Annotated in this window: 14 protein-coding genes; 3 read left to right on the forward strand and 11 right to left on the reverse strand. The window is 65.3% G+C overall.

From position 1 onward, the window contains the following. Positions 1-23 precede the first annotated feature (23 nt). Entirely contained in the window at positions 24-761 is a 738-nt protein-coding gene (locus POS17_RS20480; RefSeq protein ID WP_060840259.1) for a Crp/Fnr family transcriptional regulator, read from the forward strand. Positions 762-793: 32 nt separating this feature from the next. On the opposite strand, the gene POS17_RS20485 is transcribed toward POS17_RS20480, so the two are convergent. The 3 genes from POS17_RS20485 to POS17_RS20495 all read right to left on the reverse strand — a co-directional run bounded on the left by POS17_RS20485 (position 794) and on the right by POS17_RS20495 (position 4134). Then, complete coding sequence (locus POS17_RS20485; RefSeq protein ID WP_060840260.1) at positions 794-1705, reverse strand: universal stress protein; 912 nt, start codon at positions 1703-1705, stop codon at positions 794-796. Between the two features lie 89 nt (positions 1706-1794). Further along, complete coding sequence (locus tag POS17_RS20490; RefSeq protein WP_060840261.1) at positions 1795-2868, reverse strand: NAD(P)-dependent alcohol dehydrogenase; 1074 nt, start codon at positions 2866-2868, stop codon at positions 1795-1797. Between the two features lie 132 nt (positions 2869-3000). Then, positions 3001-4134: an MFS transporter gene (locus POS17_RS20495; RefSeq protein WP_060840262.1), complete on the reverse strand. Its 1134-nt coding sequence runs from the start codon at positions 4132-4134 to the stop codon at positions 3001-3003. Between the two features lie 97 nt (positions 4135-4231). Here POS17_RS20495 and POS17_RS20500 point away from each other — a divergent pair, with 97 nt between their 5' ends. Next, complete coding sequence (locus tag POS17_RS20500; protein ID WP_060840263.1) at positions 4232-4996, forward strand: AraC family transcriptional regulator; 765 nt, start codon at positions 4232-4234, stop codon at positions 4994-4996. Between the two features lie 150 nt (positions 4997-5146). Here POS17_RS20500 and POS17_RS20505 read toward each other — a convergent pair whose 3' ends face one another. From POS17_RS20505 to POS17_RS20515, 3 genes are all read right to left on the reverse strand, one after another. Next, entirely contained in the window at positions 5147-6589 is a 1443-nt protein-coding gene (locus POS17_RS20505; RefSeq protein WP_060840264.1) for a mechanosensitive ion channel family protein, read from the reverse strand. Positions 6590-6837: 248 nt separating this feature from the next. Further along, complete coding sequence (gene ycaC, locus POS17_RS20510; RefSeq protein WP_060840265.1) at positions 6838-7464, reverse strand: isochorismate family cysteine hydrolase YcaC; 627 nt, start codon at positions 7462-7464, stop codon at positions 6838-6840. Positions 7465-7610: 146 nt separating this feature from the next. Next, complete coding sequence (locus POS17_RS20515) at positions 7611-8486, reverse strand: pirin family protein (RefSeq protein ID WP_060840266.1); 876 nt, start codon at positions 8484-8486, stop codon at positions 7611-7613. A 97-nt stretch (positions 8487-8583) separates the two neighbouring features. Here POS17_RS20515 and POS17_RS20520 point away from each other — a divergent pair, with 97 nt between their 5' ends. After that, positions 8584-9492 carry a LysR family transcriptional regulator gene (locus tag POS17_RS20520; RefSeq protein WP_060840267.1) on the forward strand — a complete coding sequence of 303 codons (909 nt, stop codon included), beginning with the start codon at positions 8584-8586 and terminating at the stop codon, positions 9490-9492. 92 nt (positions 9493-9584) lie between these two features. Here POS17_RS20520 and POS17_RS20525 read toward each other — a convergent pair whose 3' ends face one another. The 5 genes from POS17_RS20525 to POS17_RS20550 all read right to left on the reverse strand — a co-directional run bounded on the left by POS17_RS20525 (position 9585) and on the right by POS17_RS20550 (position 16734). Further along, positions 9585-10040, reverse strand: a complete 456-nt coding sequence (locus POS17_RS20525; protein ID WP_060840268.1) for a response regulator — start codon at positions 10038-10040, stop codon at positions 9585-9587. Positions 10041-10364: 324 nt separating this feature from the next. Further along, positions 10365-11081: an MgtC/SapB family protein gene (locus POS17_RS20530; RefSeq protein ID WP_060840269.1), complete on the reverse strand. Its 717-nt coding sequence runs from the start codon at positions 11079-11081 to the stop codon at positions 10365-10367. A 241-nt stretch (positions 11082-11322) separates the two neighbouring features. Continuing rightward, on the reverse strand, positions 11323-14088 hold the full coding sequence (mgtA, locus tag POS17_RS20540; protein WP_060840271.1) for a magnesium-translocating P-type ATPase: 2766 nt from the start codon (positions 14086-14088) through the stop codon (positions 11323-11325). A 679-nt stretch (positions 14089-14767) separates the two neighbouring features. Next, positions 14768-16105 carry a lysine N(6)-hydroxylase/L-ornithine N(5)-oxygenase family protein gene (locus POS17_RS20545; RefSeq protein ID WP_060840272.1) on the reverse strand — a complete coding sequence of 446 codons (1338 nt, stop codon included), beginning with the start codon at positions 16103-16105 and terminating at the stop codon, positions 14768-14770. Positions 16106-16254: 149 nt separating this feature from the next. Continuing rightward, positions 16255-16734 (reverse strand): sigma-70 family RNA polymerase sigma factor, encoded by a 480-nt coding sequence (locus POS17_RS20550; protein ID WP_060840273.1) that lies wholly within the window; start codon positions 16732-16734, stop codon positions 16255-16257. Positions 16735-16839: the final 105 nt, after the last annotated feature.

Raw genomic sequence — 16839 nt, forward strand, 5'->3', positions numbered from 1 at the left:
CCTTGCCATCCGGTGGTTCTGAGATGTTCGACAACCTTGGGCTCGGGCCCAACCACTTGCTCCATGCACTGCCGGCCGTGGTGCAGGAGCGCCTGCTGCCCCATCTCAAGCCGGTGGCCCTGAGCCTGGGCCAGGTGCTCTACGAATCCGGGGATATCCCGCGTCATGTGTACTTCCCCACCGACGCGGTGGTGTCGCTGCTGTACCTGATGGAAAACGGCGCCTCGGCGGAAATCGCCGTGGTGGGCAACGAAGGGCTGGTGGGGGTGTCCCTGGTCATGGGCGGCGAGAGCACCACCAGCCGGGCCATCGTGCAGAGTGCCGGGCACGCCTTGCGCCTGCCCGGGCAGCGCCTCAAGGACGAGTTCAACCGCCACGGCGAGATGCTCCTGCTGATGCTGCGCTACACCCAGTCGCTGATCACCCAGATGGCCCAGACCGCGGTGTGCAACCGCCACCACTCCATCGATCAGCAGCTGTGCCGCTGGCTGCTGCTGTCCCTGGACCGCCTGCCGGGCAACCAGTTGGTGATGACCCAGGAGCTGATCGCCAACATGCTCGGGGTGCGCCGCGAAGGGGTCACCGAGGCCGCCGGCAAACTGCAGCGCCAGGGCATCATCGAGTACAGCCGCGGACGCATCAATGTCCTCGACCGGCCACGCCTGGAACAGCACAGCTGCGAGTGCTACGCGGTGGTGCGCAAGGAAACCGCGCGCCTGCTGCCGTACCTGCCGGGCAGCCAGGGCGACGAGCCGGGCTGAGGCCCGCCGCAGGCGGGGTCAAGGCGGGGACTTCAGCTCGGGCTCAGCGCCTTCACCGCCAGGATGCTGCCCGGCATCGAGTACAGGGCGCGCTCGGTGGTGCTGCCGATCAAGCGGCCAAAGCCGGTGCGGTGCACGGTGCCCATGACCACCACGTCCACCAGGTACTCGTCGACGAACTGGGCGATGCCCGGCACCGGCGGGCCCATGATGAAGTGGCGAAATTCCTGGGGCACGTTGTACTGATCGCCCAGGCGTTCGAACTCCTTGTGCAGGGAGTCGCGCAACTCGTCCAGGCAGTTGACGCTCCAGGCGGTGGACGCCACCGGCGCCACGCCGTCGAGCATCGGCATCAGGTCGTAGGCATACAGCAGGTGCAGCTGGGCATCGCATTGCAGGGCCAGGGCGTTGGCGGTCTGGATGATCAGAGCGTTGAGGCCGCTGATCTGGGTGTCGGACTGGGCCGGGTCGACGGCGGCGACGATGCGCCGGGGCAGTTTGTGCGGCGCCTCGTTGACCAGGTGCACCGGCACCGGCGCCTCGCGCAGCAGGTGGCAGTCCAGCGGGGTGACGAAGACTCGCTTGAGGGCCGATTCCAGGGTCACGTCCTTGATCAACAGGTCGGGCCGGAACTCGTCGATGTAGGCCAGCATGTCCTTGAGCACCTGGGTGCTCCAGATCACCTGGGTGGTGACCTCGACGCCCTGCTCACGCATCCATTCGGCCTCCACTTGCAACCAGCGCTCATGGCGTTGCAGGTAGGCCTGGCGTTCGCTGTCTTCCAGGTGTTCTTCCCACAGGTAGGTGCGCGCCGGCGGTTCGACGAACACCAGGGCATGCAGCGCTGCGCCACTGGCCTGGGCCAGGGCGGCGGCGCGACGAGCCGCGGGGGATTGGTGCTGCTGGGGGTCGGCAATCAGCAACAGGCGCTGGTACTGGCTCATGGTGAACCTCCTTGGACGGTGATGGCCGAAGTGTCGAGGCAGACGGGCCCGGGCGCCTTGATATGCATCAAGGCCACCCGGTGCGCGGGTCATGGCGTGATGGCGATCTTCATCACACCGTCGCGCTGGCTGGCAAACAGCTCGTAGGCGGCTTCGATGTCATCGAGCTTGAAGCGGTGGGTGACCAGCGGCTTGAGGTCCACCTGGCCACTGGCAACCACCTCCATCAGCCGGCGCATGCGCTCCTTGCCGCCGGGGCACAGGGTGCTGAGGATGCTCAGGTCGCCGAGGCCGGCGGCGTAGGCATCCAGGGGGATGCGCAGGTCGCTGGAGTAGACCCCCAGGCTCGACAGCTTGCCCCCCGGACGCAGCACCCGCAGCGCCGATTCGAAGGTGCCCTGGGTGCCCAGGGCCTCGATCGACACATCGACCCCGCGGCCGTCGGTCAGCTCCATGATCTGCTTGACCACGTCGCCCTGCTTGAAGTCCACCACGTGGGTGGCGCCCAGCCCGCGTGCCACGCTCATGCGCGCGGCCACGGTGTCGACGCCGATGATGGTGGTGGCGCCCTTGAGCCGGGCCCCGGCCACCGCGCACAGGCCGATGGGCCCCAGGGCGAACACCGCCACGCTGTCGCCGATATTGACCTCGGCACGCTCGGCGCCGGAGAAACCGGTGGACATGATGTCCGGGCACATCAGCACTTCTTCGTCGCTCAGGCCGTCGGGGATCGGGCACAGGTTGGCCAGGGCGTCCGGCACCCGCACGTATTCGGCCTGGCAGCCGTCGATGGTGTTGCCGAACTTCCAGCCGCCGGTGGCACGAAAGCCATGGCGGGTGTCCGGGCCGTCCTGGGAGCCGCAGCCACACAGGCAGGCATAGCTCTGGCCACTGGGGGTGATGGCCCCGGCGATCACCCGCTGGCCCTCATGGAAACCGCGGACCTGGGAACCCAGGCGCTCGATCACGCCCACCGGTTCGTGACCGATGGTCAGGCCCTTGGCCACCGGGTATTCGCCGCGCAGGATGTGCACGTCGGTGCCGCAGATCGTGGTGGTGGTGATCCGCACCAGGGCGTCCAGCGGACCGATTTCGGGGATGTCCTTGTCGTCCAGCACGATGCGGTTCTTTTCGACGAAAATCGCTGCTTTCATCTTGGCCATGTTCAAGTCCTCCAGTACCGGGAAAGGTTCTGCGTGGCTGCGCAAATCTACTGACAGGCTGCGCGGATCGTGCCGACGGGGGCTTGATCATGATCAAGCAATCGGCCATTGGCCCGCTCGCGGCCGGCCGTGTCAGCCACGCCCGGCGGCGCGCCACCAGGCCAGCATCAAGGCCGCGGCGGCACACAGGGCCAGGCTCGCAGCCAGGGCCTGGGCCCAGGCCACCAGCAGCAGGCCGGCCCCAATCAGCAGGTAGTAAAGTAGTCCGAACCAGGCCCCGGCGCTGCCCAGCCGGTCGCTGTAGGCGGCCAGCGCCGAGCCGAGGATGTTCGGTATCGCCAGGCCGAAGCCGAGCACCACGCCGAACATTGGCAGCACCAGCCACAGGCTGTGCTGCAAGGCCTGGACCCCGCCCGCGCCCAGCAAAACACCGAGCGCCGCCGCCACCAGCAAGCGCCGCGCGGACCAGCCCCGGGCCAGCAAGCGCCGGTTGAGCCAGGCCCCAAGGCCCGACCCCAGGGCCAGCAGCGCGCCGCTGTAGCCGAACCACTGCTCGCCCTGCCCCAGTTCGCGGAACAGGAACGGCCCGAGGCTGTAGTAGCTGAGCAAGGCAATGTTGAACACCGCCACCAGCAGCGCCGAACGCCAAATGCCCGGATCGCCGAGCATCTGCCACAGGGTCGCGACCAGGGGCGCCAGGGGCTGGGCCGGCGGGCGGGTTTCCGGCAAGGCCCGGGCGCACCAGCCAAGCAGGGCCAGGGCCAGCAGCAGCAAGCCGACCAGGGCGCCCCGGTAACCCCAGGCCTGCACCAGGGCGGAACCGCTGAACAGGCCAATCGCCGGGCTCGCCGCCAGCAGCATGCCCACCAGGGAAAACACCCGCACCAGCTCGCTGCCGCGATACCGGTCGCGCAGCAGGGTCTGGGTCACCACCGAGCCCGCCGCCGCGCCCAGGGCCGCCAGGGCCTGGCACAGCAACAGCGCGCTGAAGCTCTGCACCTGCAGCTCCATGACCAGGGCCAGGACATACAGCCCCAGGCCCCCCAGCAAGGCCGGGCGCCGGCCCCAGCGATCGCTCAGGCGCCCCCACAGCAGCACCCCCGGGGCAAAGCCCAGGACAAACAGTGAAAGGCTCTGGGCCGCTTGCCCGGGGGCCACGCCAAAGGCCTGGCCGATATCGCCCAGGGCCGGGCTGTAGAGGGTCTGGGCGATCTGCGGGAACATCAGCAGGGCCAGGGCCAGGGGCAACAGGCAACGGTTATTCATCAGGCAGGGCTCGGCAAAAAAACTGCCGACGATTCTAGGCAGCGGCGCCTGGCGTATTATCGCAACCCTGCCAACAACTATCGGAAATACGTCAACCATGGCTTGGCTCGAACCACAGGCACAGTTCGACCCGGATCGCTTCAGCGCGCCGCTGATCGGCATCGCCGCGACCCTCGGCGATCACGACTCCGGCCTGCACCGGCACCGCCGCGGGCAACTGCTGTACACCCGCCAGGGCTGCACCCGGATCACCCTGGCCGACCGCGTGTGCCTGCTGCCGCCGTCGCGGGCGGCGTGGATTCCCGCCGGGGTAACGCACCGTGCACAAATGCAGCAGAGCGTGGACTACCGCTCGCTGTACTTCTGCCCGGAGCTGAGCCCGCAACTGCCCGGGGAGGTGGCGGTGATCGAGGTCAGCCCGCTGCTTCGGGCAGTGCTGGAACCCATGGCCCAGGCCGCCTTCGACTGCGACTGGAGCCAGGGCCGCTACCCGCACCTGCTGGGCCTGTGCATCGAGGAAATCCGCCTGGCCCTGCGCCAGCCGCTGTCCTTGCCCCTGCCCCGGGACAAGCGCCTGCAACCGCTGCTGGCGGACCTGCAGTCACTGCCGCCGCCCTTGCAGGTGCTGGCCACCCGAGTCGGCGCCAGCAGCCGCACCATCGGCCGGATCTTCCAGCGCGAAACCGGCCTGAGCTATCAGCAATGGCGCCAACAGTGGCGCCTGATGCGCGCCATCGAGCTGCTGGCCACCGGCCGCAGCATCGGCTACACCGCGTTCGAGCTGGGCTTTGCCAGCGACAGCATCTTCATCGCCTTCTTCAAGGCCATGACCGGCACCACGCCGCGGGCGTATTTCCGCTAAGGGGGTAAGGCTGTTCACCTAAGCGGCAGCACGAAGCATTTCGCAGGCAGGGGGGCTTGTTGAGGTGACAAGGCCTGTTGCGGCAATGCTTTGCCAAGGGGGCTTTGCCCGGCCTCGCTGGCCGGGCCGAGGTTTGCTATCGCCGGTGCCTCAGGTGCGGCTGCGCAGCCATTGCAGAAAGCCTTTCTTGGCCACCGGCTTGGGGGTCGCCTGGGCCAGGGTCTGCGCCATGTGCCGGCGAAAATCCAGAAGGTTCTTCATCGCCTCGTTGATGTCATGGCGCGCGTCCAGGCACGGCTTGAGGAACTCATTGTCGATGCGGTACAGGCTGCAGAAGGTCTTGGCCGAAAACTCGGCGATCGTGGCCTGCTCGGCCACCACCCCGGCTTCGCCAATCACTTCCCCCGGCCCCATGCGCCCGGCCTCGAAGGGCTTGCCGTCACGCTGCATGGTCACCGTCACCACGCCGGACTCGATGATGAACAGGTGGTCGCTGACGTCCCCGGCGGCCAGGATGGTTTCGCCCGCGCGGAAGGTCTGCAGGTGCATGTTCTGGCTGAAGGTGTCCTTTTCCTCCTGGCGCAGCGTGGAAAAGATGCTCGACGCGTCCAGCAGTGCCCGGGGTCGCGACAAGGTCAGCGGCTGGCTGCTCTCGCCACTGGACAGCAGGCTGATGCCGCTGGCCTGCAGATGGCGGAAAGCCAGGTCGAACAGTTGGTTCCGCACCTCGCGCTTGTGCCCCATGCTGGCGACAAAAGCGCTGATCTCGTATTCCGCGCCCGTGCTGCTGGTGCTTTTCATCGCCACGCTGGCAGCCGGCGTGTTCAACAGCAGGCGACAGCCGAGGGTGGCCCGCTCCAGGGCCTCGATGACCTTCTGCGGCCGCGCGTGGGGGCTGACCTGCACGCTCACCGACAGACCGTGGACGTCCACCGGCCGGCTGAAGTTGGTGATCTTGGCCTTGGACGCCAGGGAGTTGGGAATCACCACCATGCTGCCCTGGGAGGTCTGCAACCGGGTGGCGCGCCAATCGATATCCAGCACCCGCCCTTCGGTGCCATCGATGGCGATCCAGTCATCGATCTGATAGGGCTTGGTGGTGTTGAGAACGATCCCGGAAAACAGATCGCTGAGGGTGCTCTGCAGCGCCAGGCCGACGATGATCGCCAAGGCGCCGGAGGTGGCCAGCACCCCCTTGACCGGCAGCTCCAGCACATAGGCCAGGGCGGCGATGATGGCGATCAGGAAGATCACCGCGCCCATCAGGTCCTGCAACAGGCGCCCGGTATGCCCGACCCGCTGCATCATCAGGGTGCCCAGCAGCACCGTCAGGGTCCGTGCGCCGAACAGCCACCAGCCGATTTCCAGGCCGGTGGCGGCCAGGTGCAGGGGCACGTCGTCGGGCCAGGGCGCGGCCTGCATCGGGTTCATGCCCTGGTTGAACAGCATCAGGCTGTAGAGGGAGAAGATCAGCACCCGCACCGCCAGCTTCCAGTAGTCGCCGCGGCTGCCGATCAGGCGCCAGAGCAGCACATCCAGGAACAGCAGGAACAGCGCGGCCAACAACGGATGATCGCTGAACAGGGAAGACATCGAAGCACTCCGGCAAGACGGGGACGGCAAGATCGCACGAAAGCAGCAGGAGCAGGTATAGCTGGAAAAGTCGCCGATCGAAGAGGGCCAGGGCGCTGCGGAGCACGCACAGGGCCCTGGGGCCCCGGGCGCGGCCGGTGGCAGCGGCCGTTGCCATGAATAGGTGCAGCCACTGCCGGGGCGCCGAGCGAGCGCTGCACGCTCTTCAAGCGCGTGTCGCAGCCTGCGGCAGTGGCTACAGGGGGCGCTTACTTGCCTTGGGTCAGGGTGTTGTAGCTGGTCATCAGGTTGCGGTAGTCGGGGATGTGGTTGGAGAACAGGGTCGCCAGGCCCTCGACATCATTGCGCCAGTCACGGTGCAGTTCGCAGGCCAGGCCGAACCAGGTCATCAGTTGCGCGCCGGCGTTGGACATGCGGTTCCAGGCCGAGTCGCGGGTCAGAGCGTTGAAGGTGCCGGAAGCGTCGGTGACCACGAACACTTCAAAGCCTTCCTCCAGGGCCGAGAGCGCCGGGAACGCCACGCAGACCTCGGTGACCACCCCGGCGATGATCAGTTGCTTCTTGCCGGTGGCCTTGATCGCCTTGACGAAGTCCTCGTTGTCCCAGGCATTGATCTGGCCGGGCCGGGCGATGTAGGGCGCATCGGGAAACAGCGCCTTGAGCTCCGGCACCAGCGGGCCGTTGGGGCCGGTTTCGAAACTGGTGGTGAGGATGGTCGGCAGCTTGAAGTACTTGGCCAGGTCGGCCAGGGCCAGCACGTTGTTCTTGAAACGATCGGGCTCAATATCGCGGACCAGCGACAGCAGGCCGGCCTGGTGATCCACCAGCAGCACGGCGGCGTTTTCCTTGTCGAGACGTTTGTAGGCGTTAGTCATGGTGAGTCCTCGCTAATGATCGATGCCGGATCAACCGGCTGGAATGAAACCCGTGCTGCGCGCCCTCCGGGTCATGGCGGGCATCGGGGTGTAGCGCGCGACTGGCAAAGCCTAGTTGCCGATGCAAGCCGCGCCAGTGCAGCCGGTCAGTGACCGCCTGCGTCCATCCGGCCGAAGCGTCCCGACTGATAGTCGATGAAGGCCTGATGAATTTGCGCTTCGCTGTTCATCACGAACGGACCGTGGCCGACGATGGGTTCGTCGATGGGCTCGCCGCTGAGCAGCAGCACAATGGCGTCGCTGCCGGCTTGCAGGCTGATCAGCTCGCCGTCGCGTTCCAACAGCGCCAGTTGTCCTTGCTCCACCCGCTCCCGGCCATTGACCTGCACGGTGCCGCGCAGCACCACCAGGGCGGTATTGCGCCCTGCCTGCAGGGGCAGCTCCAGGTACTTGCCGGACTGCAGGCGCAGGTCCCAGACGTCGATCGGGGTGAACGTGCGGGCCGGCCCTCGCTGACCGTCATACTCACCGGCGATCAGGCGCAGGCTGCCGGCGTTGCCCGGCAGCGGGATCTGCGCAATGTCCGCCGCGAGGATGCTCTGGTAACCGGGGGCCGCGAGCTTGTCCTTCGCCGGCAGGTTGACCCACAGCTGGACCATTTCCAGGTTGCCGCCACGCCGGGCGAACTCGCTGGAGTGGAATTCCTCATGGATGATCCCCGAGGCCGCGGTCATCCACTGCACGTCGCCCGGGCCGATCTTGCCGCCGCTGCCGGTGGAGTCGCGATGCTCCACTTCACCGTCGTAGACGATGGTCACCGTCTCGAAACCGCGATGAGGGTGCTCGCCGACGCCACGGCGGGCGGTGGTGGGGCTGAATTGTGCGGGTCCGGCATGATCCAGCAGCAGGAACGGGCTGATGTGCTGGCCCAGGTTGTCGTAGGAAAACAGGGTGCGTACCGGGAAGCCGTCGCCGACCCAATGGGGCCGGGGAGCGGTGTAGATGCCAATGATGTTTTTCATGTCGCCCTCCAGAACTTTCTGATGGGCACACCTTAAAACTCGCACCTTTGCCGCGCTAGACTGCGAAAATCGCCCTTAGCGTTCTATCTGGAGAACGATCTTGGAAGACCTGAACACCCTCTACTACTTCACCCAGGTGGTGGAGCACCGGGGATTCGCCGCGGCCGGACGGGCCCTGGACATGCCCAAGTCCAAGCTCAGCCGGCGGATCGCCCAGTTGGAGGAGCGCCTCGGCGTGCGCCTGATCCAGCGCACCAGCCGCCATTGCTCCCTGACCGAGATCGGCCAGGAGTATTACCAGCGCTGCCTGGCCATGCGGGTGGAAGCCGAGGGCGCGGCGGAAGTCATCGAACGCAATCGCTCCGAACCCCAGGGGCTGGTGCGGGTGGCCTGTCCCACGGCTTTGCTCAATTCCTGGGTCGGGCCGATGCTCACCCGCTTCATGCTCAAGTACCCGCTGGTGGAGCTGTTCATCGAAAGCACCAACCGCCGGGTCGACCTGATCCACGAAGGTTTCGACATTGCCCTGCGGGTGCGCTTCCCGCCCCTGGAAAACACCGACCTGGTGATGAAGGTCCTGGGCAACAGCACCCAATGCCTGGTGGGGCATCCGGACTTTCTCCAGCGCCTGTCGAGCCCGACGACACCGGCCGATCTCAGCGGCCTGCCCAGCCTGCACTGGGGAGCGGCGCAACGGGATTACCAATGGCAGCTGCTGGGACCCGACGGCGCCGAGGCGCTGATTCGCCACCGGCCGCGGATGGTCACCGACGATCTGCTGGCGTTGCGACATGCGGTGCTGGCGGGCATCGGTATCGTCCACCTGCCCAAGGTGGTGGTCCGCGAAGACCTGGACGCCGGACGCCTGCAGGAACTGGTGCCCGGCTGGGCGCCGCGCTGCGGGATCGTGCACGCGATCTTCCCGTCACGCCGCGGCCTGCTGCCGTCGGTGCGCAGCCTGATCGACTTTCTTGGCGAGGAGTTCAGCCACAGCGACATGGCCTGAACCCGACGCCGCCTGCATCGGCGGCGCCTTGTCCGCAGCGCAACGTAAAACGGCATCCCTGGGGATGCCGTTTTGCATAGAGCGCGATTGAATCAATTGGCACTGGCACGCCAGCCGCCGTGCTGCAGTTCCGGCAGCCACTGAATGCCGCCCGACCTGGAGGTCCGGAACACGGGCGGATCGATCTGCTGCATCAGACGCCGGATCGCCTCGCTGTCCGGCAACTCGGCGCGGCTGGCCTGGATCCGGTGCCGCAGGCTGCTGGGGATGGGTGGAAAGCGCTGGCTGTCATAGATCAGGGCGTGGCCGAGCTGGGGGTTGTCCAGGCAGAAGTCCAGCAGATCGAAACCGCTGTGGGTGGCCAGGGTGCCGTTGATGATCAGCAGATCGAACGGATCACAGGCGTACTCCACCAGCGAAAGCAGTTCCTCCAATGTGTGCACGGGGGCAATGCGGTAGTAATTGAGTTGATTCAAGGTTCGTTCGATCTGCATCCGATGAAAATGTTGATCATCGGCAATCAGTATGCGCAGCGCTCTATTGGACATTTCTGGATCCTGCTTTTGAGACTACGACCGGCGACTGCCGGCCTTCCTCCTAGATCGGTAGAAGGCTAGGGAAGTGTCGGAGGGTTTTCTCTAGGATTAATCTGAAAACCACGCCCAGAACGGGCTTGCCGACGTTTTTTTCGGACAAGTCAGCTGTCACTCAGTTCCGATCGCCATCTCGGTAAAAGGTTGCCGACTACCTTAAATCGCCACCCGCTTTTTGCAGACGGGCAGGGTCTTGTTTTGATGTAAGGCTTTTCCTGTAAACCGGCACACGCCTCTGAAAACCGAGAAAGACCGCGCAAGGCCGTCAGCGGGCAACGCTCACTCGGTGGTGCTCGGGCTCCAGAACGCCTGCTGCACCAGGGCCGAGGTGGACAGCCGCGCCACCAGCGCATCCAGTTCTTCACCGTCCACCGAGGTGGTGGCCAGGGTCGCCTCGATCTCCACTTCATCGCTGCCAAAGGCATGCACGTCGACATCGCTGGCCGGGTAGTTGCTGCGTTCCAGCTCGGCTTCCAGCAAGGCGAACACGGCCTTCTGTTTCGAACGGTGGGCAATCACATAGACGATGTTGGTGACCTCGGCGGAGATCACGTCCAGCGGCTGGCGGTTGATGTTGTTGACGATGGGCCGCAACAGGGTATTGGCGGCCAGCACGAACAGGGTGCCCAGCAACGCCTCGAGGATCAGGTCGGCACCGGCGCAGGCCCCCACCGCCGCCGAAGCCCAGAGGGTGGCGGCGGTGTTCAGGCCGCGGACGTTGCCCTCCTCGCGCATGATCACCCCGGCCCCGAGAAAGCCGATGCCCGACACCACGTAGGCCACCACCCGCACCGCGCCGTCGGCACCGCCCAGACGGTTGGCCATGTCGACGAAGATCGCCGCGCCCACCGCCACCAGTACGTTGGTGCGCAAGCCCGCGGTGCGCTGCCGGTACTGGCGTTCGAAACCGATCAGGCCACCCAGGATGAAGGCGGCGCTGAGGCTGACCAGGGTATCGATCAGCGAGTCCAGGTTGATGTTGTGCAGAGCTTGCATGGCGACTGTCCTTGAGCGAAGGGCATGAATGGCACCAGAGGACTCTAGCAGCGGTCCATGAACGTCTCATGGCCTGCCGCGGACGCACGGGCGACCGTAGGAGCTGGCTTGCCAGCGAAGCGGCCCGTGAGGGCGCCTTCGCCAGCAGGGTAACTTTCACGGGCAGAGACGCGTTCGCCTGCGGGGTAACTCTCGCTGGCAAGAAAGCCTTCGCCAGCAAGCTGGCTCCTACAGGGCAGCATTACTGCCAGCCGAAGCGGCGCACGTAGAAGCCCTTCACCGCCTGGGTCAGGGTCATGTAGGCCAGCAGGATCAGTGGCAGGAACACGAAGTACAGCGACGGCAGCGCCTGCAGCTTGAAGTAGTGCGCCAAAGGCCCCATCGGCAGGAAGATCCCCACCGCCATGATGATCCCGGTCATCACCAGCAACGGCGTGGCCGCCCGGCTCTGCAGGAACGGAATCTTCGGTGTGCGGATCATGTGCACGATCAGGGTCTGGGTCAGCAGCCCCACCACGAACCAGCCGGACTGGAACAGGGTCTGGTGATCCGGGGTGTTGGCGTCGAACACGTACCACATCAAGGCAAAGGTGGTGATGTCGAAGATCGAGCTGATCGGCCCGAAGAACACCATGAAGCGCCCGACATCCGCCGGCTGCCAGCGCTGGGGTTGCTTGAGCATGTCCTCGTCGACGTTGTCGAAGGGAATGGCGATCTGGGAAATGTCATAGAGCAGGTTCTGCACCAGCAGGTGCATGGGCAGCATCGGCAGGAACGGGATGAAGGCGCTGGCCACCAGTACCGAGAACACGTTGCCGAAGTTCGAGCTGGCGGTCATCTTGATGTACTTGAGCATGTTGGCGAAGGTCCGGCGCCCTTCCAGCACGCCCTCCTCCAGCACCATCAGGCTTTTTTCCAGCAGGATGATGTCCGCCGCTTCCTTGGCGATGTCCACCGCGCTGTCCACCGAAATACCGATGTCGGCGGTGCGCAGCGCCGGCGCATCGTTGATCCCGTCGCCCATGAAGCCCACCACATGGCCGTTGGCCTTGAGCAGGCGGACGATCCGCTCCTTGTGGGTCGGGGTCAGCTTGGCGAAGACGTTGGTGGTTTCCACTGCCTTGGCCAGCTGCTCGTCGCTCATGCGTTCGATGTCGTTGCCCATCAACAGGCCCTGCTGCTCCAGGCCGACTTCACGGCAGATCTTCGCCGTCACCAGTTCGTTGTCGCCGGTCAGCACCTTGACCGCCACGCCATGCTCGGCCAGGGCCTTGAGGGCCGGGGCGGTGCTTTCCTTGGGCGGATCGAGGAACGCCACGTAACCGATCAGGGTCAGCTCGCGCTCGTCCGCCAGGCTGTAGGTGTCGCGCCCTTCGAGCATCGGCCGGGCCGCCACCGCCACCACCCGCAGGCCCTCTTCGTTGAGGTCGGCGGTGACTTGGCGAATCCGCGCCAGCAGGCTCTCGGTCAAGGCTTCCTCGGCCTCGCCATGGCGCACGTTGCGGCATACCGCCAGCACTTCTTCCACCGCGCCCTTGCAGATCAGAAGGTGCGGCCGATCCTTTTCCGCCACCACCACCGACATGCGCCGCCGGGTGAAGTCGAAGGGAATTTCATCGACCTTCTGGAACGCCGTCGCGACCTTGAGCTCGCGGTGCACCTCGACGTGCTCCAGCACCGCCACGTCCAGCAGGTTCTTCAGCCCGGTCTGGTAGTAGCTGTTGAGGTAGGCCATTTCCAGCACGTCGTCGGAGTCCTCGCCCCAAACGTCCACGTGCCGCGACAGGAAGATCTTGTCCTGGGTCAGGGTGCCGGTCTTGTCGGTGCACAGCACGTCCATGGCGCCGAAGTTCTGGATCGCGTCCAGGCGCTTGACGATGACCTTCTTGCGCGAGAGGAACACCGCGCCCTTGGCCAGGGTCGAGGTGACGATCATCGGCAGCATTTCCGGGGTCAGGCCGACGGCGATCGACAGCGCGAACAGCAGCGCCTCCATCCAGTCGCCCTTGGTGAAGCCGTTGATGAACAGCACCAGCGGCGCCATGACGAACATGAAGCGGATCAGCAGCCAGCTGACCTTGTTGACCCCGCTCTGGAACGAAGTCGGGGCGCGGTCGGTGGCGCTCACCCGCTGGGCCAGGGCACCGAAATAGGTGCTGTTGCCGGTGGTCAGGATCACCGCCGTGGCCGAGCCCGAGACCACGTTGGTGCCCATGAACAGGATGTTGTCCAGGTCCAGGGGATTGCTGGTATCGGCGTCCTGCTGGCGCGGGAACTTCTCCACCGGCATGGATTCACCGGTCATCGCCGCCTGGCTGACAAACAGGTCCTTGGCGCTGAGCACCCGGCAGTCGGCGGGAATCATGTCGCCGGCCGAGAGCACGATCAGGTCGCCGGGCACCAGTTGCTTGATCGGCAGTTCGATCCGCTGTGCGCCCGTGGCCTCGGCAGCGGCTCCCAGCAGACGCCCGAGCATGGGCGCCGCCTGGGGCGCCGAACCGGGGCGCATCACCGTGGCGGTGTTGCTGACCATGGCCTTGAGGGCATCGGCGGCCTTGTTCGACTTGGCCTCCTGCCAGAACCGCAGCAGGGTCGAGAGCACCACCATGGAGAAAATCACCGTGGCCGCCTTCATGTCCTCGGTCAGCCAGGAGATCACCGCCAGCAGGGTCAGCAGCAGGTTGAAGGGGTTCTTGTAGCAGTGCCACAGGTGGGTCCACCAGGGCAGCGCCTGCTCGTGCTCCACCTCGTTGAGGCCATAGCGCTCACGCAGGGCTTCGGCCTCCTCGGTGCTCAGGCCATCGGTGTGGCTGCCGAGCTGGTCCAGCAGTTGCGCGGCGTCGCTGTTGGCCGCGGCCACCAGGGTCTGCCCCAGGGTCGGCGGCACATCACGGCTGACGCTGGCGTCGCGAATACTGTCCAGCAGCGCCAGGCGGCGGAAATGCCGGGAAAAGTGCCGGGTGCGGAGAAATCCGGCGAAAAATTCTTTCAACAGGCTGAGCTTCATGGTGATGACTCCTGCACAGACGTCCGGCCAGCGGCACGGGGACGTCAGTGATGCAACTAAACAGTCAGGGTAGTAGGCAAAGGCACGGGACAGGGCTCACGCCCGGGGCCATCGCACCGACAGGGACGGACGATGTTGCTGGCGATGATGACGCTGACTGATGTAACCCATGACGGCTCCCCCGCAAGGACGACACAGGACAACCACAGGCAGGTACGGCCGGGCCTGACGCAACGCTTCAAGCGTCCGCGCACGGCCGGCCCGCAGGTCGCAGGACCCACGCGTCGATGCCACCACGAGCGGCGCGAGGCCGGACCGGGGGCGAAACAGAGTCGTCAAGAAGGGACGTCGGGAAGCGGGCCACAAAGGGGCCGCGATCGGGATGCCGCCTCTCGCTGTACGGCGAGACAGCGGCAGGAAAAAGGCTGCGCGCTATCTTGCCGGGACTGCGCCGGTGGTCAAGACCGGCCGACTCCTGTCACTCGAACAAGTACCCACACTGGGCCTCCAATGGTTGAAAACGCGCGCAGCTTACGCCGCGCCCTATGCAGAGTAAACCGGGGAAAAACCCTGGCTCGGGGAAATGAAAAGTTCTTCAGCCAAGGTTCAGGAACAGGCAGAAAATGACGTTTTTGTGGCAGCGGCCGCCGCTGCCGACAGCAGCGGCAGCGGCGCGCCATCAGCTGGCGGTAGCCAGCAGCAGGTCCCGTACCGAACGGCTGTGGCCGCGGGTCTTGCCGTGTTCGTACAGCGAATCGGCGATCTCCTGGGCGCGGATCGGCAACACCGACAGCAGGGTATCGCTCAGGCCGTGGCTGGCCTGGCTGAAGCCCTGCATGTAGACGCCGGCTTTGCAGCGTTCGTCGCTGATCACCCGATAGTTGCGGTCCACTTCGAAATCGCCCAGGTACTCCTGCAGCGGTGCCAGCAGTTGGCGATGCATCTGCCGCTCGTAGCCGGTGGCCAGGACCACGGCATCGTAATGCCGCACTTCGCGCTCGCCCGTGGCGTTGTTGCGCAGGATCAGCTCGATGCCCAGGTCAGTGGCCGTGGCCTTCTCCACCGTGGTCATGGTGCGCAAGCTGTGGCGCGCCACGCCGGAGACTTTCTGCCGGTAGAAGATGCCGTAGATGCGCTCGATCAGGTCGACATCCACCACCGAGTAATTGGTGTTGTGGTACTCGTTGACCAGACGCTCGCGCTCGTTGCGGGTCTGCTGGAATACCAGGTCGGTGAAGGCCGGGGCGAACACTTCGTTGACGAACGGGCTGTCATCCGCCGGCTTGAGGGCCGAGCCACGCATGATGATGTCGGCCTGCGCCGAAGGAAAACTGTCGTTGAGGTCGATGAAGGCTTCCGCCGCGCTCTGCCCGCCGCCGATGATCGCGATGCGCATCGGCTGGCCATTGACACAGGGCTGGCTGGCCATGCGCTCCAGATACTGGGAATGGTGGAACACCCGCGCATCGTCCTTGAGCCCCTTGAAGGTCTCCGGAACCCGCGCCGTGCCGCCGGCGCTGACCACCACCGCACGACTGGTGCGCACCAACTCGGCGCCCTGGGCATCCCGGGAAATCACCCGCAATGCCTCGACTTGCTGGTTGTGCAGCAGCGGTTCGATGGCCAGCACCTCTTCACCGTAGCGGCTGTGCTCCTGGAAGTGGCCGGCCACCCAGCGCAGGTAGTCGTTGAACTCCATGCGGCACGGATAGAAGGTGCCCAGGTTGATGAAGTCCACCAGGCGCCCGTGATGCTTGAGGTAGTTGACGAAGGAATAGGGGCTGGTGGGATTGCGCAGGGTCACCAGGTCCTTGAGGAAGGAAATCTGCAGTTCGCTCTGGGTCACCAGGGTATTGCCATGCCAGCGATAGTCCGCCTGCTTGTCGAGAAACAGCGCATCCAGCGGACCGTGCTCCTGCCCGCGCTCTTCCAGCGCAATGGCCAGCGCCAGGTTCGAAGGGCCGAAACCGATACCGATCAAATCGTGAACGTGGGCCGATGCAATTGCCTGTGTCATTTCCAGTGTCCTCTGGATAAACCGCCTCAACGCGGGAGATAAAGTGTCACGGTGACCCGACTGGCCCATGCAGGACAGCGGATCGTCTGTTGAGTAGGGACGAGGACAATGAAAAAAAATTTAACTAAATGCGTCGCAATGGCAACGCCTTATTGAGCGTCCCACTGCCGCAACCGCACCCGGCAATGCTTCATGGCATTGACGATGTGCTTCTCCACCAGACTGCGGGAAATGCCCAACTGCTCGGCGATCTGCGGATGGGACAGGCCTTCGAGCTTGCGCAGGAGAAAACTCTCGCGACACAGCCGCGGCAGTTCCGCCAGGGCCCGTTGCAGCATCTCCAGGCGCTGGCCGTGGTCGAGGCTGGTCTGCGGTGAAGGGTTGAAGTAGCGCTCCTCGTTGTCCAGCACCTCCAGGGGCTCGGACTGGCGCAGGGCATTGCGCCGATGGCCGTCGATCACCAGGTTCAGCGCCGTGCGATAGAGAAACGCCCGCGGCTGCTCGATGGGCGTATCGCTGGAGCGCTCCAGGACCCGCACATAAGCGTCGTGCACCACATCCTCGGCCACCTGGCGATTGCCCAGCTTGGCGTTGAGGAAGCACATCAGCTCGCGATAGTAGTTTTCCAACTGGGCTCCCGACCGCCCGGGGGGGCGATTCTGTCCTTGAACAAGGCCGTCAATGGCCACTTGCACCCGGTAATTCGTGATGGCTGTTTAGCAGCAGCGTAATTT

It is taken from the genome of Pseudomonas sp. Os17 (assembly GCF_001547895.1).
In the GTDB taxonomy this organism is placed as follows: domain Bacteria; phylum Pseudomonadota; class Gammaproteobacteria; order Pseudomonadales; family Pseudomonadaceae; genus Aquipseudomonas.